We start from the raw sequence: 24,342 nt of genomic DNA on the forward strand, positions 1-24,342 counted from the left end.
GTACTGCTCGACGGCCCAGGACAGCACTACGCACGGCAGCACGAACCAGTCGGCGTAGCGGTGAAGGTGTGGCCCAGATATACGCCAAAGGGCAATGAGTTGATTTCGAGGCCGTGAAGGGCCGAGACCGTCACCCGCTTGGCTCGGTGCCCCGTGGTTCAACCGGCTGATCACTGAACATGAGTTGCATCTGTTCTTCTCGCCGACTCGCGACGAGCTGAAGTGGGCGGCTGAGGCGACGGACAGCGGCGGGACAGCAGGCATCCAGTCAGCGCGGCGGCGAGGCCGGCCAGCCCGGCCGCCGCGAAGCCGCCCGCTGGCACGGAGGCGTCGATTGCCACCCCGACGATCGGGGATCCGAGCGCGAAACCCGCACTCTGCGCCGAGGATTGCAGACCTGTCGCCTCACCCCGCACGCTGGCTGGCGCCAGTCGGCTCACCGCGTCGGCCACCGCGGAAAGGGTCGGCGCGGCGAGAAACCCGGTGCCGACAACGGCCACGCACAACCAGGGCCAGTCGTGGGCAAGCCCTGCTGGAATCGTCACGAGCCCGAGCAAGCCGAGCAGCAACCACATGGGCACCGACCGGGACAGCGCGCCGTAGATCAGCCCGCCGGCGACAGAGGTCACGCCGAGCACGGCCACGACCACGGCGGCCCAGGACACCTGACCTGCTTCTTCGAGCGTGGCGACGATGGCGAGGTCGACGCCGCTGAGCAGTGTCGTAGTACCGAACGCCATCGTCAGTACGGCAATCATGCCGACGCCCAGCCACTCCCGTCGCGGGGGCCGTCCGGCCGCGCCAGCATCCGCCTCGTCCTCGGCACGCAGCGGCGGGTTGAGCAAGGCGATCCCGGTTCCGCCGGCCACGATCGCGACGCCGAGCCCCCACGCCACCACACCGGGGGACACCTTCGCGGCGCACAGGATCACGACCGCCGGGCCCACCATGTACGACAGCTCGCCCTGCACCGACTCCAGCGCGAACGCGGCCCGGCGCTGTTCCGCCGTCGTCATCGCGGCGATCGCCTGCCTGGTCACCGGCTGGGCCGGCACCATCAGCAGACCCGCCGCAAAGGCGGCACCCAATAGGGCCCTGTACGGCAGGATCGGCACGCTCAGCCAGAACACGACCTGCACTGCGACAGTTACCAGCAGCACCGCACGCAGGCCCCGCCGATCGATCATGCGGCCAAGCAGCGGCCCGCCCAGCGCCAGCCCGGTGGTCAGAGCCGCCGCGACACCGCCGGCTGCCGCATAGCTCATATTCAGGCCCAGCACGACATACATCGTCAGTGCCATCACGACAGCCGTGATCGCGGTACGGGCGAGAAAGGAAACGCCCAACAGCGATGCCATCCCTGGCACGGCGAGTATCTGCCGGTATCCGGTCACTTGCGTGACGCTAGATCCTCCGTCATGCCATAGGTAGTGGTTCATTTGCTGGGGCTGACATAATGAATCGTTATGGCCAGGGATCTTGAAACCGCATTGCTGCGGTCCTTCGTCACCATCGTGCAAGCGGGCAGCATCAGCCGCGCCGCGACCACGCTTGGACATACCCAGCCCGCGCTCAGCCAGCAGGTGCGCAAGCTTGAGAGGGCCATCGGCCGTCCGCTGCTTTACCGATCACCGTCCGGTGTTTCGCTTACCCGGGCGGGCGAGGAGCTCCTGCCGTACGCCGAACGCATTCTCTCGCTCTCCGCACAGGCACTCACCGAAACCGGGCGCACGCTTACCGGCCGCTGCGGCGTCGGGTTGCTCGAAGACCTCGCTGCGTCCCAGCTTCCGCAGGCCCTCGCCGACCTCGCCCGGCTGCACCCCGGCGCAACCCTGGAGGTGCTCAGCATGTCCAACGCCGCGATGCGGGAGGCCTACGACACGGGCCGCGTCCAACTCGTGCTCAACGAGGTGCCGGCCGTTCCCGGACCGCCGCGCTGGACGGTACGCCGCCCGCTGGTCTGGGCGATCGGCCAGGGTGTGGACGTGGCTGCTGATCCGCTGCCGGTGGTGCTGTTCTCGAACATGTGCTCCTGGCGTACGTCGGTGCTGGAAACCCTGGAACGTGCCGATCGGCCCTGGCGGGTGGCGTTCGAAAGCAACAGCCTGGTCGCTGTGCTCGCCGCGGTACGGGCAGGGCTCGGCGTCGCGGCGCTCATGCCCACGAACCTTGAACCGGCCATGGCCTGCCACGACGCGGACGCCCTGCCCGCCCTGCCGGACGTCGAGCTCGGCCTCGCACGGCACCCACGATCCGAAGGTGATCCGCTGATCGATGCCGTTGAGACCGCGCTACGACGCATGATCTGAGTTTCGCGGCTGGCCAACGCGCCGGTTTGCGTCCAACCCGCAACAGGAATTGGCCAGGCGCCCTTGCGCTGGCGTCGTGAACTTTCCTGTGGTGCCGGAGCTCTGCCGGTCTGGAACCGAGGTGGGAAACGTGGCTGCCAACTGCCCGTGACACGGGAAGCCAGGCCGACGAATCCGTGCTTTCGTCCCGCCCCACGGGAGCCCTCAGTTTAGGCCGTTGACCAGTGCTTTTTCGGTGCTGTGCTGGGTTACACGATGACGTTCAAGCAAGTCAGCAAGGGCTCCGCGTACAAGTATTACGGGCGTCAGGTGGTGGTCGGTGATGGCCGTCGGCCGCGGGGGAGGAGCCTGGAGCAGGCGCAGGAGGAGACGGGTGTCCCGCCGGGTGTGTGGATGGGCCGGGCGCTGCCCGCGGTCGGCCTGGTGGCCGGGGCGCGGGTCACCGAGTGGCAGATACGGAACCTGTTCGGCGAAGGTCTCCACCCGGACGCGGACCGCATCGTTGCCGACCGCCTTGCCGCCGGGGACAGTCCCGCAGCGTCCACGCGCGCGTCCCGGCTCGGCTACCGGCTGCGTTCGACAGGATAAGCCCAGGTCGGAGAGGTGTGGACTGGATGCCGCAGCTAGATTGGAAACATGGTGTTGCCGGGGCGTTCCGCGGTTTTCCTGGGTCGGCGTGCTGAATGTGCGCTGTTCGACCGCTGGCAGGATGCCGTCAAGGCCGGTCGAGGTGGCGCTCTTGTGGTCCTCGGTGAGCCTGGTATTGGCAAGTCCGCGCTGCTCGACCACATGGCTTCGACTGCGGTCGGCTTCCGCGTGGTGCGGGCCGCCGGTGTGGAAGCGGAGGCGGAGCTGCCCTTCGGGGTGTTGCACCAGGTCTGTGCGCCGTTCCTAGCCACACTGGAGCACCTGCCCGGACCGCAGCAGGACACCCTGGCTGCGGCATTCGGGCTGCGGACAGGAGCGGCGCCCGACCGCTTCATGCTGGGCCTGGCCGTACTGGGCTTGTTGTCCGAGGCGGCGGCCCGCCAACCGCTGATCTGTGTGATCGACGACGCCCAGTGGCTCGATCTGGGTTCGGCCCAGGCGTTGACGTTTGTGGCGCACCGCGTCGGTGCGGAGCCCCTCGGCCTCGTGTTCGCCACTGCCGGTGGTGGTCTGGGCGGGTTGCAGGAGATGGTGCTGACCGGGCTCGGCCCTGGCGACGCCCGCGCCTTGCTGCACTCGGCTCTGCACGTGCCGTTGGACGAGGAAGTCGTGGACCGGATCGCAGCGGAGGCCCGCGGCAATCCGCTGGCCCTGCTCGAACTGCCCCGGGCCATGACGGCTGCCGGGTTCGTGGGCGGTTTCAGTCCGACGGACACCGCAGCCGTGCCGGGGCGCATCGAGGACAGTTTCCGTAGCAGGGTCCTCAGGCTTCCGCCGGCCACCCGGATGCTGCTCCTGGTGGCCGCGGCGGAGCCGACCGGCGACTCCGCGCTGCTGTGGCGCGCGGCCGCCCGTCTGGGAATCGGGGTCTCGGCCGCGACGGCGGCCGAGGCCGACGGGCTGCTGTCCATCGGCACGCAGGTGGTCTTCCGCCATCCCCTGGTGCGGTCGGCTGTCTATCAGGCGATGCCGCCGTCGCAGCGGCGGGCCGCGCACCGGGCTCTGGCCGATGTCACCGGTCCTTCGGAACCGGACCGGCGAGCCTGGCACCGCGCGCAGGCTGCCGTCGGCTTCGACGAGGAAGCCGCAGCGGAGCTCGAGGGGTCGGCTCACCGGGCGCTGGCACGCGGCGGTATCGCTGCCGCCGCGGCATTCCTGGAGCGGTCGGTCGCGCTCACTGCCGACCCCGCCGCCAGGGCAGAGCGGGCGCTGCGGGCGGCACGCGCCAAACAGCAGGCCGGCGCATACGACAGCGCTCTGGACCTCCTTGCCCTGGCTGACCGAGGGCCCGAGAACGAGCTGCGGGCCGCCAACAGTGAGTTGCTGCGAGGGCAGATCGCCTTTGCCCGCAGTTTCGGTGGCGGAGCCGCCCCCGTGCTGCTGCGCGCGGCCCGCCGTTTCGAGTCCATCGACGTCTCCCGTGCCAGGGATGTCTACTTGCAGGCCCTGACCGCAGCGATGCTCGCCGGCCGGCTGGGCGACGAGTGCCGGATTGCGGAGGTTGCCCATAGTGCTCGCAGGGTGCCTGCGGCGTCCGTGCCACGCGCCTCCGACCTCTTGCTGGACGGGCTGACGCTCCTGATCGTCGAAGGCCGCGACGCCGCAGTTCCGGTGTTGCGCAGGGCGGTGTCGGCGTTCACCACAGAGGAATTGGCCCCTGAGGAGGAGCTGTACTGGCTGTGGCTGGCCTGCCACGGCGCCGGGCTGTTGTGGGACGACGAGGCATGGCGACTCCTGGCCACGCGGCTGCTGCGATCCTGCGAGGAACGAGGAGCACTCAGCATTCTCCCGGTTGCCGCAGCCACACGTGCGGCACTGCACCTGCTGGGCGGGGAACTCCTGAAGGCCGCGTCGTTGGCCGAGGCGGCCGCCGACGTCACTTTCATGACCGGAGCCGGCCCGGTCCCCTACGCGGAGGTGGGGCTCGCCGTCTTCCGCGGCCGGGATGATGAGGCTGCTGCCGCGATCCGCACCGCGACCCGGGACGCGATGGCGCGGGGCGAAGGCATGGCGCTGACCTACCTGCAATGGGCCACCGCCGTGCTCCACAACGGTGCATGCCGGTACGATCAGGCGCTGGAATCCGCCCGCCAGGCCGGAGCCGACTCCAGCGTCCAGCGGATCCGCAACTGGGCGCTGGCTGAGCTCATCGAGGCGGCCGTACGCACGGGACACCAGGACCTGGCCGACGAGGCGTTGAGGGAGCTGTGCCGGACGACCAGACCCTGCTCCAGCCACTGGGCCGCAGGCGTCGAGGCACACTGCCGGGCTCTGCTTGCCGTTGGCGCGGACGCCGAGGACCTGTACCGCACGGCTTTGGGACGGCTTGAGTGCACTGGCCTGCGCGCCGCGGTGGCCCGTGTCCATCTTCTGTACGGGGAGTGGCTGCGGCGCGAGCGCCGCCACCTTGAGGCACGAGACCAACTGCGGCAGGCACACGAGATGTTCGTACGGTTTGGCATGGACGGTTTCGCCGAACGGGCCCGCAGCGAACTGTCTGCGGCCGGCGAGCCCACCCACAAGCGTCGGTCTCGGTTCGGCGAGCAGCTCACTCCCCAGGAAAGACGTGTTGCGATGCTGGCGGCCGAGGGAGCTACCAACCCCGAGATCGCGTCGCGATTGTTCATCAGCGCCAGCACGGTCGACTACCATCTGCGCAAAGTCTTCCGCAAGCTCAAGGTCACCACGCGTACTCAGCTTGCCCGGCTGCTGCAAGATGGCCAGCCGATCCCCGGAGACACAGATCGGCCCTGATGCCGCAACCCGGGCACAACTACGCATTCACGTGATGCCCTCGGGCGGGGGCGTGTGCCTACCGTTATCAGTGAAGCGGCACCGGCGCGCGCTGGCGGCACACCGTCGGCCGTGCCTCGCGCGACACACCGCGGAAAGCGAGCGGACCGCCATGATCACGCGTAGGACCACACCTGATTCTCTCCCGTGTCCTGCTACGAGGTATTCCACCAGTGGGCATGCCTCCTGCTTGCCCGCGACCCGCCCAGGCAGCACCATCGTCCTGAAGCGCCTCCAGGGGTGCACCCGACCTCCACGATCGCCACACCGCTCGACCGCATGCGACGGCGAGGTGACGATCCGTAAGCTCCCGTGGCACGGCGGCGACTTGGGCTCGGACGCCTTCAATCGCCTCGACAGCGCGATGCTCGTCCTCGACGACCTCCCTGGACTGGCTGCTCACGAGCGGCACCAGGGACATCGCCATCCACCCCGAGCTGCACATGGCCTGCCACCGACCGCCCAGTTCCTCGCACCAGAGCAGGACCGACACGGGCACGCAGACCCCGCCGGGCGGAGGGCGGGCGACGGCCCGGCCTCGGCCGAGCGCCGACCGGACCCGCACTGACCGGCCCGGCGACGGCACCACACCCCACGCAGCAACTGCCACCACCGTTGGGCAAACCCAACGATCAAGAAAGGCGGTGGGCACATGCCCACCCCACCTGTCGGCGCGGCCCAGCGCATGGTCGAGACCCTCTCGCAGTACGGCGTGCCGTACGTCTTCGGTGTCCCCGGAGCCACGAGCGACGCCGTTCACGATGCCCTGGCAGTCGGAGGCCCCGAACTTGTGATGTGCCGCCACGAACAGAACGCTGCCGTGATGGCCGCCGCTGTCGGGCTGCTGACCGGCACCCCCGGAGCGGTCCTGGCCGCCTCAGGAGTCGGCACCACCAATCTGATGACCGCTCTGCTCACGGCGACGACTGAGCAGCACCCCATGATTGCTGTCTGCGGGGCCGGGACCCGCAGGGACCGGTTCAAGCGAACCCAGCGGTCGATGGACGCCATCGCCGCACTGAGACTGGTCACCACTTACACCTGCGAAGTCCACGACCCCGACAACGTCCCCGAAGCCATCGCCAACGCCCTGCGTGCGGCGGTCACCCCGCCCCGCGGTGCGGCGGCGGTGGTAATTCCGGCCGACGTCGCAGGCGCGCTCACCGCCGCAACCATCGTCCAGCCGCACAGGCACCCCTCTCCCGGCCCCGCTCCCGCCGAATACATCCACCGTGCCGCACAGATCATCCGTGCCGCAAAGCAGCCCGTCCTGCTGGTCGGGTTGCGTGGTGCAGATCCCGAGGCCTGCGCCGCGCTGCGCGAACTGATCCGTGTCACAGGCCTGCCCGTGGTGGAGACCTCCCAGGCGGCGGGCATCGTCCCGCGCACGCTGGAGGAGCAGTACGCCGGCCGGGTCGGCCTTTTCCGCAACCAGCCTGGGGACGGCGTGGTGACACACGCCGACGTTCTGATTACCGTCGGCTACGACCCCGTGGAGTACGACCCGGGCCTGTGGAACACCGACCCGGCCCGTACGGTCGTCCACATCGATGCACTGCCCGCCGAGATCGGCAGCCACTACCAGCCCACTCTGGAACTGCGGGGCGATGTGGCCGCGACGGTCGGTGAGCTGTCAGGGGAGCTGTCCGGGCTGCCGATCAACGACCGGACCCGAGCTGCCCTGGCCGAACAACGCGCCGCTCTGGCCTGTATTGAAGAGGAGGCCAGGTCGGTCCCGGCCACCGCTGCCGGCCTCAATCCCGCCGCGGTGATCCTGAAGATCGCTGAGAACGTGGAGGACGACGCCACCGTGGTGTCCGACACAGGCTCGCACATCTACATGGCCCGACACTTCCGCGGACACCAGCCGCGGCGCATCCTGCTCCCCAACGGCCTGCAGACACCGGGAGTCGCCCTGCCACGGGCGATGACCGCCGCGCTGCTGCGACCGGGGACACAGGTGGTGTCAGTCTCCGGGGACGGCGGGTTTCTGTCCAGCGCACCCGAAATAGAGACCGCTACCCGTCTGGGCCTCCACACCACGCACGTGATCATGCGGGACAACGCCTACGACATGGTGGCCTTCCAGGAGCATCGCAAATACGGCAGGGCCTCCGGTGTCCGGTCGGGCGACTACGACATCACCCTGTACGCCAGCGCGTTCGGCGCCAGAGGAATCCGGACCGAGACCATGGACGCCTTCGAGACCGAACTGCGCAGATCTCTCGACCCGGGCAGACTCTGCGACCCCGGTATCACGGTCATCGACGTCCCGGTCGACTACGCACACAACACAGAACTCTTCGCGCAACTCCACGACAGCAATCTGAGATGACGGGCCGACGACCGCGGCTCCGTCGCAGCTCCCTCGGTACGCAGAGGCCCCGGGCACGGCGTCATGAGCGCCCGCTGCTCGCAGCCGGGAAGCCGCAGGGCCCACCGGACAGTCATACGCCGCGTCGGGGGAGACTGACCGCGCCGTGGCGCCAGAGCATGGAGATCCTCATGAGCAACAGCACCGTGCCGGCTCCCGGAACCCCGGCACCCTGGAGACCCCGCTGCGCAGTCGCGGTGCGGCCGTCACACGGCGGGAACGGCGGACCTCGGCCTGGCCGGACGCCTGCGGTCCACGGTGGTGACTGTCGATCAGCAAGCCAACTGGTCCGGTCGGTCGACCCGGCCCACGTTGCCCGATCAGCCGCGGTGAGGCGAGGTGAATGACATGACGCCGACCGAGGCTGCCCTCCGGCCCCACAGGACACCTGTCATGCCAGCCGGACCAGCCCCATGTCGTACGTGGCAGGAGGGTCTCATGACGACGCAGACGACGCAGACGCACATCGTGACAAGCAGGAGGTTCTCATGACGATGCAGACGCACATCGTGACAAGCACAGGCCGCGCGACTGCCGCGGGACTTGCCGTCAGCTTCTCGGCGGTACGGCTACGACCGCTCGTCGCGGTCGTGGTCGCCTCGGCCGTCCTGCTCGGCGTCACCCTGGGGGGCGTGATCGTCCCCGCGGACGTCCACCTGGTAGTGCTGCTGGTGGTGGTGCCGGCTCTCACCGCTCCGGCAGACAACACGCGTACCACCGTCAGTATGACCGCCCTGGCCTGTCTCGGCCTGGTTGCGGTCGACGTCGACGACGGTCTGCCCAGCTCACCGATCCTCCCGATCGACGTCCTGGGCCTGCTGGTCGTCTGCGTCCTGGTCCTCGTGTTCCGGCGCCTGCGGGACGTGGACCATCGAACGCTTCATGCGGTGCGCTCCGTCTCGGAGACAGCGCAAAGGGCGCTGCTGCCCCCGTTGCCCTGCCGTGTGGCAGGTCTGGAAATCGCCACTGCCTATCGCTCGGCCGCCGCCCACGCACACATCGGCGGAGACGTGTACGCCGCCGAACGTGTCGACTGCACGGTCCGAATGTTGATCGGTGACGTGCGGGGCAACGGCTTGGCGGCAGTCGACGACGCCGCAGCCGTCATCGGTGCGTTCCGCGAAGCCGCGCACCGCGACGTGCAACTGGAGCATGTCGCCCTGTCCCTGGACGCCAGCGTGCGCCGCCATGTCGACCAGGCCGGCCAGACGGACAGCAACGCCTCGGAGCGGTTCATCACCGCTCTCGTCCTGGAGATACCCGACGACCTCGACGTCGTCCACGTGATCAGCTGTGGCCACCCGGACTTGATGCGCTCTCACGGCACAGACGTGGACCTCCTCGAAGTGCCGCAGCCGGCACCACCGCTCGGGCTGGGCGGCGACCAGGCGGCCTATCAGGTCAACACCTTCGGATTCGAGCCGGAGGACACGCTGCTCCTGCACACCGACGGCCTCCTCGAGACCCGCGACCCGGCGGGCGTCTTCTACCCGGCGCTGGACCGTTTCGCGCTCCTCGCCGAGGACGAGCCGCACCACCTGATCGAGCGCCTCATGAGCGACCTGACCGTCCATGCGGGCGGGGAGGTCCAGGACGACGTCGCCATGGTCGCGGTGCGCCGCCGGGCCGCACCGTCCACGGCGGGTGCCGACGAGGACGGCCACCATGCTCTCCTCGGGATCGACGGTTCGTCCTGCTGACGGTGCCCCCTTTTCGGCCGGTGGCGGCGGCCTGCTGGTGTGTGCGGACCACTGCGGAGTCGATCTGGACCAGCCAATCGACGTCACCGGCCGCATCGGCCTTGGTCTGGACTTGGAGGTGGGGTGGGATCACTCGCGTATCGCCACGAGGAAGACGGAACTCGTCCAAGGAGCCGGCGGTGACGTCGTCGGTGTCGTCGGACAGCGCGGAAGAGGGTCCTCTCTGCGACCGCGACCAGCAGACTGTCGTAGGGGTGGTTCTCGACGCGAGCTTGGCGACGCTGGTGTGTGCGCCCGTCGCTGCGGCCGCGCTCGGCGGCGAGGTCGAGCGGGTGCAGGTGGCCGACCGCACCTTCCGACGGGCCCGACCCTCGTCAGCCGCCTCCGTCCTGGGCGAGGGGGGCTCCCACTTGACGAAGCGGAGTTAGCCTCCGAATTCTCGAAAAGTACTGCCGTTGAAACCGCCACCCGCGCTGCCCCACACCGCGCTACGTCATTTCACCGCCGCGATCGCCGACTGAATGACCTTGCTCACGGCAGCCGGATCGGACACCAGGGTCAGATGCGAACCGCCTGGGTAGACAGTCACCTTCGCCCCCGCGCGACGCGCCATCTTCTTCTCCGACTCCGGTGTGATGATCTGGTCCCCGCTGCTGATGAAGTACCAGGAGGGGATCGTCTTCCATGCCGCAGCCTTGGAGGGGGTGTTGAAGGCCACTGTGCTGGCAGCCCGCTGGGTGGCCCACAGGTTGATCGCCTGGTCACGTGGCACGCTGCTGGCAAACTTCGTGACGAATACGTCCTTCTTGAGATAGAGGTTGGACGCCTTGGCGGGGGCGTCCGCGTACGACACGACGTCGTACAGCTTGGACGGCGGCCCCGACAGCGCGGACGTCGAGCCGCTGAGCTGCCCCGTCGTCTCCCCGACCGCCGGAGCGGCCGCGTCGACGTATACGAGTGCCTTTACGTTACTCACTCCTGCCGCGGCGTTCGTGATCACCGACCCGCCATAGGAGTGCCCCACCAGCACGATTGGCCCCGAGATGCTCTTGAGGAAGCCTTTGACCGTGCGCGAGTCGGTCGTCAGGTTCTGCAACGGGTTCCCGATGGCACGCACTGTATAGCCCGCGCGGCGCAGGATGTCGACCTCGCCGTTCCAGCTCGACGTGCCCGCCCAGGCCCCGTGCACCAACACCACTGTGGGCTTCGCCTGCGCATTGTCCGCTGCTTTGGCAGCCGGATGCCTGACTGTCGTGGCGCCGTCAGGAGGGGACGCAGCCATGGTCACAACAGTGACTGTGGCCACCGCCAGAGTCATCGGGATGAGCCGCCGCCGTGTAGTGGACGCCTTCATCAGAAGCCTCCTTGCTACAGCTTTGCCGGGGAACGCGTCCTCAAAAGGATGAAGGGCCAGCGCACAAGTCGGAAGCGAACCGCGCTTCAGCCAGCGACACGTCCCGAACCGTTCTCCCGACGTTAGCGCCAGGCCGCTGCATCGGCACCCGGGGCCACGGGGCCCGTCCTGTCGGCGCAGATCCGCCATGGTCACAGCGCCAGCGAAGGCTGCCCCCGCCCGACCGGCGTGCCCCAGGCACCCGTAGTGCAAGGCGTGGCTGGTCACTTTCCATCCGTTGTCTTGCGTGGGTATCCCCGGCTTCAGGCGGGGAGGGCCGCCCGGATCGCCGTCTCGACCACGCCGCCCGCCGTCTGACCGAGGCGATCACACGCGTGCCGAGGAGCGGCGCCGGCGCCGGCGCCTGGCCGCCGCCGGACGAGGCCGGCATGGTCGAGGTCGGCTGCTCGTGCCCGGGTACCGCCGCGAGGGCTATGCCCGCGCCATGCTGACGGCGCTGCTCGTCAGGGCGGCCGCCGAACCCGGTGTCAGGACCGTGCGGGCCACTATCAGATCCGACAACAACGCCTCCCTGGCCACCATCGCGGGCTTCGGTTTCACGCGCGTCGGCGAGCAGGGGGACGAACGCGACGGGCTCGAGATCGTCTTCGAGGTCCCGGCAGACGCGATTCAGGCTGAGCAGCTTTACGGCCTCGGCGGACATGGCGATCGTCCTGGTCGGGCCGTGACATGAGAAGGGCCGTGCAGGTTGGGTGAGTTGTGAAGCTGACCTGGGCCCGTGCAGCCTGCCCTGTCCGGGGTCTCCCGTGCACATTTCGGCGATTTACTCGAAGAGCTCGCTGGCCCGTGGGAAGCCGCCCGGGAATCCGTACTGCGTGCCGAGCGTGGCGGACCTCGTCAGCGGCGCATCCGCATCAACGCCGACAAGCACCGCGGGGGCAGTCGGCGACCCGTCACACCTGCGCGCCAAGGGTGAGCTGCGCGCGGTGGAAGTCAAAGTGCTTGGTCGGATATTGATACACCTCTTCGAGGGTCATCACGTCCTTGAAGAACGGATCCCACCGAGTCGGAAAACCCATCGTCCGGGCCAGCGCCGCGTCCGGCTCGGCCTCCAGATGACGATGAAGTGCCGCAAGCGTGCGATCGAGCTTCGCTCCCATACGCCGGTGGTTGTAGAACCGGGCGCCACCCACGGCACCGAGGTAATTGATCACATCGAATGGTCGTGTGCTGGCGTTCAGTGAACCGGCCCAAGCACGACTTGCGCCCGGCGGGAGGCGACCGAACAGGCGCACCAGCGGAAGCAATGCACGTACGACGATGTAGCCGAACAGCATGTGGTAGAGCAGTTGCTCGTTGGTCCAACGGGTTCCGTCGCTCCGGCGACTCAAGTCCTCCGGAGTGGCCGAGTCCAGGAGCTGGTGGAAGGACGCGCTGGTTTGTCGCAGCTCTGCGTGGACGAGTTCCCTGTCCATTCATGCCTCCTGCTCACAGGCATTGGGGTCGCTGCCTCATGATGACGCTCGCCGCGGCACCCAGCACCAGGTCCGGGCGAGAATTTTGCGGACAACAAACAACATCAACCCTGTCCATAACTTCGACTCGAACCACCACCCCGGCCGGGGGCCGGCGCCCGTGGCGTGCTCGCGTGGTGGTGCCGAGCGCCTCGGGATGGTGGCCGGCGCAGCAGCGCGGATCGTCGAGCCGTTCCACGGCCAGTAAATCCGTCAGGGCGCACGGTCCGTGATCACACGGCCCGGCATACGAAGGCACCGGGGCCGTCAGGACGAGCGGCTCCCCGGGGGCCTGATGTTTACGAAAGTCCACCACGGACCTGATTATGTTGGTGTTTGTCGGTACCTCCGTACCAGGTCCTGTTCGGTCAGCAGGCGGGCTGGCTTTATCGAGCAGCACTGAAGTCACTTGTCGATGGGTCTGGGAGGCGCGTCAATCCACGGAGGGGTGGTGTTGATGAGTTCGGGAGGCGCTGGATCTCTTGCCGGCGCAGCATCGGGATGCCGTTGGTGAAGGCTGCTGATCAGGCGGCCACAGCGTGTCAGTGGGCTCAAGAATCGAGCATGGCGGCGACGGCCTCGATCTCGACGAGTTGGTCCTTGTAGCTGAGCACGGTGACGCCCATCAAGGTGCTGGGGACGTCATGCCATAGTCGTTGGGTCCTTCCCCTCGGGTGTCGAGCTCAGGCATATTGCCAACGCCCCATCGGTTCCTGCCTTCCCTTTTCTTCGCCGCCCCCACGCGCAGCGCCGTCACTTCTGCTCGACAATCACGAGCCGAGAGATCACCAACTGACTTCGGAACCCAGGCTCTGGTCCACTTCGTGTGGTCGCGTACACAGGGTGACTGTTGATCTTCGCCTCATGGTGGTTTTAGTGGTCGTAGGCGGTCAGTGCGCGCATGACTGGCTGGCCGCGCATGAAGCTAGCTCCCCTCATCAGGCCCCTTGGAATCGATCACCTAGGCTGGCGCGGTGACTGATGAGCAGGAGCGGGTGCAGCCGTCGGGTGTGTGGGCCACGGCGGTGGGGGTGGCCAGGGTGCGGGCGCTGGAGACCGAGCGAGAGAACGCACTGTTCCGCGACCCACTGGCACAGGCCTTCGCCACCGCCGGCGGCCTGTGGCCCTCCTCGCCGCCGCTGCCCGATGACGAGGCCGCTCGACGCCGCCGGCTGGCCGTGTCGTTCTCCATCGTCATCAGGACGAAGTTCCTCGACGACCTGTTGCAGCAGGCCTCCGCGTCCGGGGTCCGGCAGGTCGTGCTGCTCGGCGCCGGGATGGACAGCCGGGCCTTCCGGATGGACTGGCCCGAGGGCACCCGGCTGTTCGAGGTCGACACCGCCGCGCCACTGGACTTCAAGGCTTCGGTGCTGCGCCAGGAGCGGGCCGTCGCACGCTGCGAGCGGATCACCGTCGCGGTGGATCTGCGTGAGGACTGGCCAGGCGCGCTGGCCGCCGCAGGGCACGACCCGGCCGTGCCGACCGCGTGGATCGCCGAAGGACTACTGATCTATCTGCCCGAGGACGCGGTGGAGCTACTGCTGGCCCGGATCAGCGCGCAGTCGGCGGCAGGCAGTCGGATGGGGCTGACGTTGGGCTCGCGCGGCGTGATCGAGCGCTTCGGCGCGGACGCCGTGCCGGGATCGGCGGCGTCCATGTGGGTCTCGGAGATGCCTGACGATTCGGTGGGCTGGCTGGCCGGGCACGGCTGGGAGGCCGACAGCCACACCCTGCGCGAGCGCGCTGCCGCCTACGGCCGCCCGATCAGCACCCCGCCGCAGCGCGAGGAGCGGCCCGGCGGACTGATCTCGGCGGTCCGTCGGTAGAGCGCCTCTCGGTTCCCTAGATGATCGATTCCAAGGGGGTCTGATGAGTGGAGCTAGCTTCGAACTCCTGCGCAAACGAGTCCTGTTGGCGTAACCGAGAGTCACGCGACGACACGAAGTGGACCAGAGCCGGAACCCATCGACAAACGCTGTTCCCAGAGATCGACGACGCCAGCGGGCGGTACGCAGGGACAGGTGCCGGACTGTCTGTAAGCGCTTCACGAAAGAACAGCCGCGACGGGTCGGCCGTCCCAGGGCAGGGTGGCCGGTACCGGGGCACCGCGACCGCGACCTGGACTGTGAAGTGGCCGCGCCGGCTCTCGGTGACGGCGGAGAGTTCACCGAGACCCGGCAGGCCGCGTTCAGCGCGCGGGTCGTTGATGTCCAGGTCCTGTGAGAAGCCGGGCCGCCTGAGCCGGATTGGGGACCGCCGCCGGGTCTACCTCCTCGTTGAGTGCCGAGGCGTTCCACGATCCCGTTGAGAGGGTTCTCCGCGAAGTACCCTTTTTCAACTGCCGTGTTGAGCACTTCGCTGAGTGCAGCCCGCTTCCGCCATGCCGTTTTTGCCGCAGCGGCCTTGCCGTCCAACTGGCGACCCAGCGCATCAAGCGCTCGTCGCAGCACGTCGGCTTCCGCAAGCGCACTCACGGGAGTTCCAGTGATCCAGCCCAAATCCTTCTGCCACTCTTCGACTGGTTCTTGGTCCCACGCGTTCTTGTTGAACGCCCACGAATACGGGGCACGTCTCAGCACCCGCGGCTCGGGGTATGCCGCGCCGGGTTGGACCAGCGCAGGCGTGATCGTGGCAAAGGCGTCGGCCAGAGTACGGCGCGTGTTTCCTGGCGTTCGTTCCCAACTTGGAAGCGGCTCAGCCGACCAGGGCGCTCGCGCGTGTCGCGGAATCGGACGTTGTAACTCATCGGCAAATTTCAGAAGCTTTCTCGCACACATCCCACCAGGCATCCAAATCCGTTCGACGGCATCGGAGTTCACCATTGGGCAGTTTGATCATTCGGGGTGCCTGGCTGCGGGCGGGCAGACGGTAGAAGGCCGCGTCGGTGTGCGGCCGGTGCAAAGAAACCGGAAGGCGGCACCGGGCCCTGCAGCTTCGGGCCCTTGCCGACGACCCGGACGTCATTCCCTTACCCGCGCAGCGCATCCATCGCCACGACGTCCTCAGCGGGCTGATCCCTGAGTACCGCAGCACCGCCTGCGAAGATCACGACGGTCCGGAGCGTGCCCCGCTGGACCGGTACGGGGCTCCTCCTCTCCCTTTGCCCCGGTTTGCTTCGGATCGGCTGGTGGCCGGCCGATCCGAAAGTTGCGACACATCTGCGAATGTTTTCGTGACCGTAAGGTCCGACTGACGAGACGTCAAGGGATCGCGCAGCGCGGACCGAAAACGGACGGGCGCGATCCGTGGAGAGCGTCGAAATGTTTCGGTAGCCAACCCTGACGGGCATTTATAAGTTTCGGTGAACTTTCGGAAATGATTCATTGACTGCCGCTCTGCGCTGAGCGCATACTCTCCAGCGATCGGCACCTCCCCGTAATGGACACGACTCCATACGGTCACACCCGTCCACCTGGCACGTCCACACGCGCATGCCCGGAGCCGGAAAGCAGGGGTTGCAGTGGTCGTCACTACTCCCGACCCTCACTGTTGCCACGGCCGTCATGCCGCTTCGCACCATTTGTGTCAATTACGACAGATCAGGGATTTCCACGATGACGAGGAAAACACGCAGCGCGACGGCTGTCGCGATCGGCTTGGGCATCGCACTCGCTGCCACCGGCTGCGCCGGCGGCAGCGACGGCAACGGCAGCAGCGGTTCGTCCGATGGCAAGGTCACGTTGACCGTCTGGGAGAACGCGCAGCCCGGGCCCGGTGCGGAGTACTGGAAGGTCGCCGCGAAGGCATACCACTCGCTGCACCCGAACGTCACGGTCAAGATCCAGGCGGTCCAGAACGAGGACCTCGACGGCAAGTTGCAGACCGCGCTCAACTCGAACTCCGCCCCGGACATCTTCCTGCAGCGCGGTGGCGGCAAGATGCAGGCCATGGTCAACGCCGGCCAGCTCCAGGCGCTGAACCTCACCGACGCTGACAAGGCAAATGCAGGCGCGGCAGGTGTCGCAGGCTATTCGATCGACGGCAAGGTCTACGCGATGCCGCTCGACACCCAGCCCGAGGGCATCTACTACAGCAAGGACCTGTTCCAGCGGGCCGGTATCACCTCGACGCCGACGACGATGGACGAGCTCGAGGCCGATATCGCGAAGCTGAAGGCGATCAAGGTCGCGCCGATCGCGGTCGGTGCCAAGGACGCCTGGCCGGCTGCGCACTGGTACTACAACTTCGCCCTGCGCGCGTGCAGCCAGGACACCATGGCGGCGGCTGCGAAGTCGCTCAAGTTCACCGATCCGTGCTGGACCAAGGCCGGCGACGACCTGGCTTCGTTCCTGAAGGTCGACCCCTTCCAGAAGGGTTTCCTGACGACCTCGGCGCAGCAGGGCGCCGGGTCGTCGGCGGGCATGCTCGCGAACCACAAGGCGGGCATGGAGCTCATGGGCAACTGGAACCCCGGTGTGATCGCCGGCTTGACCAAGGACCAGAAGCCGCTCCCCGACCTGGGCTGGTTCCCCTTCCCTGCCGTGGCCGGTGGCCAGGGCGACCCGACCGCCATCATGGGTGGCCTCGACGGATACTCGCTGTCAAAGAACGCACCGAAGGAGGCCCTTGGCTTCCTCGAGTGGCTTGTGACCAAGGACCAGCAGGAGGCCTACTCCAAGGCCTTCTTCACGATTCCGGTGAACAAGGACGCCCAGGAGGTCGTCACCGACCCCTACAACGTCTCGGCACTGCAAGCCTTCAACAAGGCGGCCTACTCCATGATGTTCCTTGACACCGAGTACGGCCAGAACGTCGGCAACGCCATGAACACCGCCGTCGTGAACCTGCTGGCCGGCAAGGGCACCGCCGCCGACATCGCCAAGGACACCAACGCTGCCGCCGCGAAGGGCTGAGTAAGCAGACGATGAGCAACACCCTGGGTACTGACACGGCCACCGGCCGCCAGTCGCAGGGCACGCCTGGAGTCGGGGGCGCGGCCGAGTCCGCGTCCCCGGCTTCGCTGCGAGCGGCTGCGCGCCGCCGCAGCCGTGCCAAGATGCGACTCGAGATCGCGGTCCTGTCCGGACCGGCGATCATCATGTTCTTGGCCTTCGTGATCTTCCCGGTGGCGCTCGCTGCGTTCTACGGCTTCTACCGGTGGCACGGCTACGGAGCGCCCACCGACTGGGTCGGCCTGAACAACTACAAGCTGATCCTCACTGACCCCGCGTTCCAGCAAGTTCTGTGGCACAACGGCCTGATCCTGGTGCTCTCACTGGTCATCCAGGGCCCGCTGGCGATCATCCTCGCGCTCCTGCTCAACCAGAAGATCCGCGGTCGCTCGATCATCCGCGTCCTGATCTTCGCGCCCTACGTCATCTCCGAGGTCATCGTCGGCACCGGCTGGAGCCTGATGCTCCAGAGCAGCGGCGCCGTCAACGACCTGCTGCAGAACATGGGCCTGGGTTTCCTGCAGACTGAGTGGCTCTCCAACCCGAAGCTGGCCATCTGGACGCTGATGGGCATCATTTCGTGGAAGTACATCGGCTTCGCGGTGATTCTGATGCTCGCCGGCCTGCAGTCGATCCCCGAGGAGCTCTTCGCGGCCGCTCAGATCGACGGCGCCTCCTACTGGCAGATCCAGCGCCGCATCACGCTGCCGCTGCTGGGGCCGACGATCCGCATCTGGGCGTTCCTGTCGATCATCGGCTCGCTGCAGCTGTTCGATCTCGTCTACATCATCTGGGGTCCATACGTCGCGGGCACCGCGGGCACCTCGACCATGGCGATCTACATGGTCGCCCAGGGCCGCAACGCGGGCAACTACGGCTACGGCAGCGCCATCGCGGTCGTGATGTTCCTGATCTCGCTCGTCGTCGCGCTGATCTACCAGCGCTTCGTCCTGCGCCGCGACCTCCAGGGTGCCGTCACTGAAGGAGCCATCTGATGAGCGCGACGACCGCCAACTCGGCGTCTTCCTCCGCCGCGGAGCCGTATGCGCCCATCGGCCGTCGCGGCAATCGTGACAAGCCGCAGAAGTGGGGGAATCCCTTCACCTACTTCATCGCGCTGCTCTTCATCGGGGTCTGCATCGCACCAGTGCTCTACATCGTGCTCGGCGGATTCCGTACCAACTCGCAGATCAGCACGAGCCCGGCCGCCCTACCGCACCCCTGGGTCGTCAGCAACTACATCAGCGTCCTGAAGTCGGTGACGTTCTGGGGTGAATTCGCGAACTCCATCATCGTCGCGCTCGTGAGCACCGTCGGCACCGTCGTCCTCGGCCTGATGGTGAGCTTCGTGCTCGCGCGCTACGACTTCAAGCTCAAGGGCGCGATGTATTCCATGTTCGCCGCCGGCCTGATGTTCCCGATGGTCATCGCGATCACCCCGCTGTACATCGTCATCAAGGAACTCGGCCTTGTCGACAACCTGTTCGGCGTGATCGTCCCGCAGATCGCCTTCGGCCTGCCGACGACCGTCATCATCCTGGTGCCGTTCCTCAGAGCCATTCCGAACGAGATCGAGGAGGCCGCCGCGATCGACGGTGCAAGCCGACTCGGATTCTTCTTCCGCATGGTGATCCCGCTGTCACTGCCCGGTGTGGTGACGGTCGGCATCCTCGGGTTCATCGGCAGCTGGAACAACTACGTCCTGCCCCTGTACGTCCTCAACTCGCAGGCGAACTTCACCCTGCCGCTCGGCGTCCAGGCCTTCTCCTCGCAATACTCCGTGGACACCGCGAGAGTCCTCGCGTTCACCTCACTCGCAATGCTGCCCGCACTGATCTTCTTCGCGATCTTCGAGAAGAAGATCGTCGGCGGTCTCACCGGCGCCGTGAAGGGCTGAAACCGGCACCGGTATCTGCACCGGACCGTCTCACGCCTGCCCCTGCCGTACCTCCGGCAGGGGCAGGCCGCTGACCGGCGGCATCGCTCAGCCCGCGGCGCGCCCCGCGCCATCCCATAGAAAGGACCATTGAATTGCCCCGCGCCCACATCGAGCTCGACAAGCAGGCCGTCATCGCTCCTGTCCGACGCCGCACCTTCGGCTCATTCGTCGAGCACCTCGGCCGCTGCGTGTACACCGGGCTCTACGAGCCGGAACACCCGAGCGCGAACGATGAAGGGTTCCGCATGGACGTCGTCGAACTCGTCAGGGAGCTCGGCAGCACGACCATCCGCTACCCGGGCGGCAACTTCGTCTCCGGCTTCCGCTGGGAGGACTCGGTCGGCCCGCGCGAGAAGCGCCCGGTGCGCCGCGACCTCGCCTGGCACTCGCTCGAATCGAACCAGTTCGGCCTCGACGAGTTCGCCAAGTGGCTCAAGCTCACCGACTCCGAGCTGATGCTGGCGGTCAACGTCGCCACGCGAGGCATCCTGCCCGCCCTGGACCTACTCGAGTACGCCAACCACCCGTCTGGCACGGCGCTGTCGGACTTGCGCATCGCCAACGGCACGCCGGACCCGCACAACGTGCGCATGTGGTGCCTCGGCAACGAAATGGACGGACCGTGGCAGACCGGCTTCATGACGGCGGACGACTACGGCAAGATCGCCGCCCGCACCGCCGCCGCGATGAAGACGGCCGACAAGGACCTCGAACTCGTCGTCTGCGGCTCCTCCGGGTCCGGTATGCCGACATTCGGCGACTGGGAGCGCACGGTGCTCGAGCACAGCTACGACTATGTCGATTACGTCTCGTGCCACGCGTACTACCAGGAGCACGACGGCGACCTCGGCTCCTTCCTCGCTTCGGCGATCGACATGGACTACTTCATCGACACCGTCGTCGCGACAGCCGACCACGTGGGGTACAAGAAACGCTCAAACAAGAAGATCAACGTCTCCTTCGACGAGTGGAACGTCTGGTACCTCAAGGAGCACCAGGAGTCCGAGGAGGTCAACGACGAGTGGCGCTACGCCCCTCGGCAGCTCGAGGACATGTACACGGTGGCGGATGCCGTCGTCGTCGGCAACCTGCTGATGACGCTCCTCAAGCGCAGCGACCGCGTCACCTCGGCATCGCTCGCGCAGCTCGTCAACGTGATCGCGCCGATCATGACCGAGCCCGGCGGCCCGGCCTGGCGGCAGACGACCTTCTACCCGTTCTCGATCACGAGCCGGCTCGCTTCCGGCGAGGTGATCCGGCCCGTGATCGAGACGCCGACGTACAAAACGGCGCGCCACGGCGAGGCATCCGTCATCGACGCCGTCGCGACCGTCGACGAGGACCGGGCCGCGGTCTTCCTCGTCAACCGCGACCTGAACGAGGCCGCGCAGGTCACGATCGACGTGCGCAGCCTCGGCTCGTCGCGCATCGTCGAGGCGGTCACGCTCGCCGACTCCGACGTGTACGCGAAGAACACGCTCGCCGAGCAGCACCGGGTGACCCCGTCCGCAAACACGAGCGCGACACTCGCCGACGGCGTGCTCACCATCGAGTTGCCGCCGATGTCGTGGACGGCGATCGCCCTCCGCTGAGCGACGACACGAAGCAGATCTGGCGCCGTGACGGAGTCCTGTCGCGGCGTCAGATCATGTCACGGCAAACTCGCTCGGAACGTTCGCAACTCAACGAGCCCGCTCGCGACCGTTGGAAGTTCACAGCTCGAACGCCGGGATCCGGGTGTGGTTGAGTCGGTAGGAGTCGGGGCCGGATTCGATGATGGTGCCGTGGAAGGTGAGGCGGTCGACGATCGCGGCGCACGGGCGCAGGTCGGTGAAGGTCTTCGTGCAGCCGGAGAACGCCTCGTTGCCTTCGATCGCGATCGATGTCTTCTCCTCACGCTCCGTCAGCACCTGGAACAGCAGTGCGGCAAATCATCCCGGGGCGGCGAGGGGCAATCCCGGCGCCTTGTAGGCGCCTGAGCCGTCCCGGCAGACGATCTCAGCGCCGGGATGCTCGCGCAGCCACGCCTCAAGGGTGTCCGCACTGCGGTCAGCGTATCGGTCGTGCTGCCGAGGCCACCGGGTCGGAGAAGTGCAGCTCCACGCCGCGTGCGGCCCCGGGAACCCTCACCGAGGCCCTCACCCTCTTCCGAACCTGGGTAACAACGACCGCCTCCTGATCCGGTACATAGCCGGAGATACCAAACCGGTGAACCTATGCGGTCAGATCACTAGGCTCAATGAGTGAGCCGCCGGGGGCTCGGCCGTGATTGCCAGGGTGCGTGACCAGAGAGAGGAGGACGGCCGTGACAGACGCGACGCCCTTCCTGCTCGAACGCCTGCACGCGGCTGGCCTGGCCGACGTCGTCGCGGTCGAGCCAGCCACTGGAGGCCTCGCCGCGATCGCGGGGCTCGCGCGCCGCGGTGACGGCACGTCGGTGTTCGTCAAGGCGTTCGGCGAGCCGCCGTCGGACGACGCCTTCGCCGCGGAGGCCGAAGGGCTCACCGTGCTGAGTGAGGCAGGCGGCGTGGCCACGCCCGAGATCATCCTCGCGGACCGCGACCTGCTCTTGCTGTCCGTGCTGCGGCCCAGACCGTGCACCGAGGCCTTCTGGGAGCAGCTCGCGCATGCACTCGCCCACCTGCACACCACCACTCGATACCCCCGATTCGGGTGGCACCGGGACAACTGGTTGGGCCGTCGCCGACAAGTCAACACCTGGGATGACGATGGGTTCGAGTTCTTCGCCCAGCACCGTCTGCTGCGCTGGCTCGGCGAGCGTCGCGTCCAGGAGGCGCTCGACGCCGCGGACCGGGCGGCGCTGGAGCGGTTGTGCGACCGGCTGCCTGAGTTGTTGCCGGTCAGGCCTGCGTGCCTGACGCACGGCGACCTGTGGGCGCTGAACATCATGGCCACCCCCGACGGGCGGCCCGCGCTGATCGACCCGGCCGTGTCGTATACGTGGGCCGAGGTCGACCTGGCCCACCTGTGGACGACGGCTCCGCCGCCCCATGCGCACGTGTTCTTCGAGCTGTACGCCGAGCTGACCGGGCTCGACCGCGACTGGCGCGAACGCATGCCGATCCTCCAGCTACGCCAGCACCTGGCCGTGATCGCCCAGTTCGACCCCGACTGGGGCGCCGCCGACCTCGTGCGCGCCACGCTCGCCCCGTTCCGGCGGCGGCCCTGAGCTCAGCTACCCGCATCGACGGGGGATCCGCTGCACAGTTCCGGACAACGTCGACCAGGCCGCCAACCGCAAGAAAAGCGGCTCGCGCGGAGGCCGGCCGCCCGAGTTCAACAAGGCCGACCGGAAGGAAAGGCACACCGTTGAGTGCGGCATCAATCGCCTCAGGAGTGCCGCTCAGGCAGCGCTTTCCGGCCGGGCCAGAGCCACCGCGAAGACCGCCAACGGGCCGGTAAAGACGACTGCAAGACCCCCCTCTCGCTCATTCGCTGAGCGCTGTGTTCTCGATGACTCGGCCAAGCCGGCCGCGGAAAGCGCACTCCGGCCCCCAGTCACCCAGAGCCCTAGTTCGGAAGACGCCGTATGCGGATCGCGGCTGACCTGGCAAGGCACTGACCTGGGTCGGAACGCGATCGGCGCCGAGCCCTTACGGCACACCCCTTAGCTGGCTATATCTTGTCGACGAGCTCGATCTCCACAAGTTGCCCGAATGCCAGCCTGGTCGTGCCGACCTGGCGTCCGACGATCGCTGTCGGGCGGCAGCTGGCCGTGGTTACGCGGGGTGCGCACCAGGTAGCGGACGAGTCCGATGACATGTTCCGGTACGAGTCGCCCGACCCGACACGTATCTGACGCTGATCCACGAGCAGGGGAGGACCGGTCACTGTCCCCGAGTCCTCACGGACGAACGCGGATGATCGTCTTCCCCTTGCGTCGCTCGGTCGGATTGAGGGCGGCGACGGCATCGTCGAGGGTCGAGACGTAGCCGATGTTCGTCCGCAGTCGTCCGTCCTGCACCCGCCGGACGATCTCACTCAGTTGGGCACGATCGGACTCGACGACGAAGTCGACCGTCAGGCCGTCGGCGGGCCGCGCCTCCGGTGGCCCGACGATGGACACCAGCGTTCCTCCGGCCCGAATCAGGCCCGCGGACCGCTTCCCGATGTCGCCGCCGATGCCATCGAACACCAGATCGACGCCGCCGACCTCTTCCAGGACGTCGTTCTCAAGGTCGACGAACTCCTTCGCGCCGAAGTCGAGCACCGTCTGACGGTCGGCAGCGCGGCCGGTGCCGATGACGTACGCACCGAACTCACGAGCGAGCTGCGTCACCATAGACCCGACTGCGCCGGCCGCACCGTGCACGAGCACGCTCTGCCCCACCTGAAGGCGGCCGTGCTCGAACAGTCCCTGCCACGCAGTGAGGCCCGAGATCGGCAGGCTCGCGCCCACAGTGAAGTCGACGTCGCCCGGCAGCGGCGCGAGGTTGCGTGCCTCGACGGCCGCGTACTCGGCCAGGGTGCCGTCGCGAGTCCAGTCCGTGAGGCCGAACACCCGCTGTCCCACCGACAGTCCCGTCGTGCCATAGCCGAGGGCGGTGACCACTCCGGCCAGCTCGTGCCCAGGGATCGACGGTGTTCGGTCACGGTCTAGGCGATCGGTCCAGGTCGAGGGCCACGCCATCTCAGTCGGGACGAATCCCGAGGCATGAATCTGAACGACGACATCGTTCAGCGCTGCCTGCGGCTCGGGCCGCTCCACCAGCGTCATCCCGGCCGTTCCCGCAGCCTGGTCCGTCACCACGATCGCTTTCATGGGAATCGTCTCCTCGGCCATTTGTCTCTTTGGTGG

Annotated in this window: 17 protein-coding genes and 3 pseudogenes; 13 read left to right on the forward strand and 7 right to left on the reverse strand. The window is 67.5% G+C overall.

Going from position 1 to position 24,342, the window contains the following annotated elements:
• Nucleotides 1–170: 170 nt before the first annotated feature.
• On the reverse strand, nt 171–1,394 hold the full coding sequence (locus tag ACWCP8_RS26600) for an MFS transporter (protein ID WP_352269353.1): 1,224 nt from the start codon (nt 1,392–1,394) through the stop codon (nt 171–173).
• 72 nt (nt 1,395–1,466) lie between these two features.
• Between ACWCP8_RS26600 and ACWCP8_RS26605 the strand changes: the two genes are divergently transcribed.
• The 6 genes from ACWCP8_RS26605 (at nt 1,467) to ACWCP8_RS26630 (ending at nt 10,252) form a co-directional block, all read left to right on the forward strand.
• Nucleotides 1,467–2,309, forward strand: a complete 843-nt coding sequence (locus tag ACWCP8_RS26605) for a LysR family transcriptional regulator (protein ID WP_451118556.1) — start codon at nt 1,467–1,469, stop codon at nt 2,307–2,309.
• A gap of 255 nt (nt 2,310–2,564) precedes the next feature.
• Nucleotides 2,565–2,897, forward strand: coding sequence for a relaxase domain-containing protein (locus tag ACWCP8_RS26610; RefSeq protein ID WP_352269350.1), 333 nt, complete (start codon nt 2,565–2,567; stop codon nt 2,895–2,897).
• Nucleotides 2,898–2,945: 48 nt separating this feature from the next.
• Nucleotides 2,946–5,711 carry a helix-turn-helix transcriptional regulator gene (locus tag ACWCP8_RS26615; RefSeq protein WP_352269349.1) on the forward strand — a complete coding sequence of 922 codons (2,766 nt, stop codon included), beginning with the start codon at nt 2,946–2,948 and terminating at the stop codon, nt 5,709–5,711.
• Nucleotides 5,712–6,402: 691 nt separating this feature from the next.
• Nucleotides 6,403–8,085: an acetolactate synthase AlsS gene (gene alsS / locus ACWCP8_RS26620; RefSeq protein ID WP_451118559.1), complete on the forward strand. Its 1,683-nt coding sequence runs from the start codon at nt 6,403–6,405 to the stop codon at nt 8,083–8,085.
• 527 nt (nt 8,086–8,612) lie between these two features.
• The gene (locus ACWCP8_RS26625; RefSeq protein ID WP_352269346.1) at nt 8,613–9,824 is read left to right on the forward strand and encodes a PP2C family protein-serine/threonine phosphatase; all 1,212 of its coding nucleotides are present in this window, start codon (nt 8,613–8,615) and stop codon (nt 9,822–9,824) included.
• 179 nt (nt 9,825–10,003) lie between these two features.
• The gene (locus ACWCP8_RS26630) at nt 10,004–10,252 is read left to right on the forward strand and encodes a hypothetical protein (RefSeq protein ID WP_451118561.1); all 249 of its coding nucleotides are present in this window, start codon (nt 10,004–10,006) and stop codon (nt 10,250–10,252) included.
• A gap of 65 nt (nt 10,253–10,317) precedes the next feature.
• On the opposite strand, the gene ACWCP8_RS26635 is transcribed toward ACWCP8_RS26630, so the two are convergent.
• A complete protein-coding gene (locus ACWCP8_RS26635; RefSeq protein WP_352269343.1) occupies nt 10,318–11,178 on the reverse strand; it encodes an alpha/beta hydrolase in 861 nt (286 codons plus the stop codon).
• Nucleotides 11,179–11,662: 484 nt separating this feature from the next.
• Between ACWCP8_RS26635 and ACWCP8_RS26640 the strand changes: the two genes are divergently transcribed.
• Complete coding sequence (locus ACWCP8_RS26640; RefSeq protein WP_352269342.1) at nt 11,663–11,911, forward strand: GNAT family protein; 249 nt, start codon at nt 11,663–11,665, stop codon at nt 11,909–11,911.
• A gap of 220 nt (nt 11,912–12,131) precedes the next feature.
• On the opposite strand, the gene ACWCP8_RS26645 is transcribed toward ACWCP8_RS26640, so the two are convergent.
• The gene (locus ACWCP8_RS26645) at nt 12,132–12,653 is read right to left on the reverse strand and encodes a DinB family protein (protein WP_352269341.1); all 522 of its coding nucleotides are present in this window, start codon (nt 12,651–12,653) and stop codon (nt 12,132–12,134) included.
• A gap of 590 nt (nt 12,654–13,243) precedes the next feature.
• Nucleotides 13,244–13,339 (reverse strand): annotated as a pseudogene (locus tag ACWCP8_RS26650) (RidA family protein); the annotation flags it as partial.
• Nucleotides 13,340–13,666: 327 nt separating this feature from the next.
• On the opposite strand from ACWCP8_RS26650, the gene ACWCP8_RS26655 reads away from it, so the two are divergent.
• A complete protein-coding gene (locus tag ACWCP8_RS26655) occupies nt 13,667–14,518 on the forward strand; it encodes a class I SAM-dependent methyltransferase (protein WP_451118564.1) in 852 nt (283 codons plus the stop codon).
• Nucleotides 14,519–15,434: 916 nt separating this feature from the next.
• Here ACWCP8_RS26655 and ACWCP8_RS26660 read toward each other — a convergent pair.
• Nucleotides 15,435–15,572, reverse strand: a pseudogene (locus tag ACWCP8_RS26660) (helix-turn-helix transcriptional regulator); the annotation flags it as partial.
• Nucleotides 15,573–16,246: 674 nt separating this feature from the next.
• On the opposite strand from ACWCP8_RS26660, the gene ACWCP8_RS26665 reads away from it, so the two are divergent.
• From ACWCP8_RS26665 to arfA, 4 genes are all read left to right on the forward strand, one after another.
• The gene (locus tag ACWCP8_RS26665; RefSeq protein WP_352269339.1) at nt 16,247–17,545 is read left to right on the forward strand and encodes an extracellular solute-binding protein; all 1,299 of its coding nucleotides are present in this window, start codon (nt 16,247–16,249) and stop codon (nt 17,543–17,545) included.
• Nucleotides 17,546–17,556: 11 nt separating this feature from the next.
• Nucleotides 17,557–18,579 (forward strand): carbohydrate ABC transporter permease, encoded by a 1,023-nt coding sequence (locus tag ACWCP8_RS26670; protein WP_352269338.1) that lies wholly within the window; start codon nt 17,557–17,559, stop codon nt 18,577–18,579.
• Nucleotides 18,579–19,481 carry a carbohydrate ABC transporter permease gene (locus tag ACWCP8_RS26675; RefSeq protein ID WP_352269337.1) on the forward strand — a complete coding sequence of 301 codons (903 nt, stop codon included), beginning with the start codon at nt 18,579–18,581 and terminating at the stop codon, nt 19,479–19,481. Before ACWCP8_RS26670 ends, ACWCP8_RS26675 begins: the two co-directional genes overlap by 1 nt.
• A 134-nt stretch (nt 19,482–19,615) precedes the next feature.
• A complete protein-coding gene (arfA, locus tag ACWCP8_RS26680) occupies nt 19,616–21,115 on the forward strand; it encodes an arabinosylfuranosidase ArfA (RefSeq protein ID WP_352269336.1) in 1,500 nt (499 codons plus the stop codon).
• Nucleotides 21,116–21,235: 120 nt separating this feature from the next.
• Here the strand turns inward: arfA and ACWCP8_RS26685 are convergent.
• Nucleotides 21,236–21,451, reverse strand: a pseudogene (locus ACWCP8_RS26685) (ATP-binding protein); the annotation flags it as partial.
• A 377-nt stretch (nt 21,452–21,828) separates the two neighbouring features.
• Between ACWCP8_RS26685 and ACWCP8_RS26690 the strand changes: the two are divergent.
• Nucleotides 21,829–22,713: a fructosamine kinase family protein gene (locus ACWCP8_RS26690; RefSeq protein WP_451118567.1), complete on the forward strand. Its 885-nt coding sequence runs from the start codon at nt 21,829–21,831 to the stop codon at nt 22,711–22,713.
• A 675-nt stretch (nt 22,714–23,388) separates the two neighbouring features.
• Here the strand turns inward: ACWCP8_RS26690 and ACWCP8_RS26695 are convergent.
• Complete coding sequence (locus ACWCP8_RS26695; RefSeq protein ID WP_451118646.1) at nt 23,389–24,306, reverse strand: NADP-dependent oxidoreductase; 918 nt, start codon at nt 24,304–24,306, stop codon at nt 23,389–23,391.
• Nucleotides 24,307–24,342 lie beyond the last annotated feature (36 nt).

It is taken from the genome of Streptomyces sp. NPDC002206 (assembly GCF_053593595.1).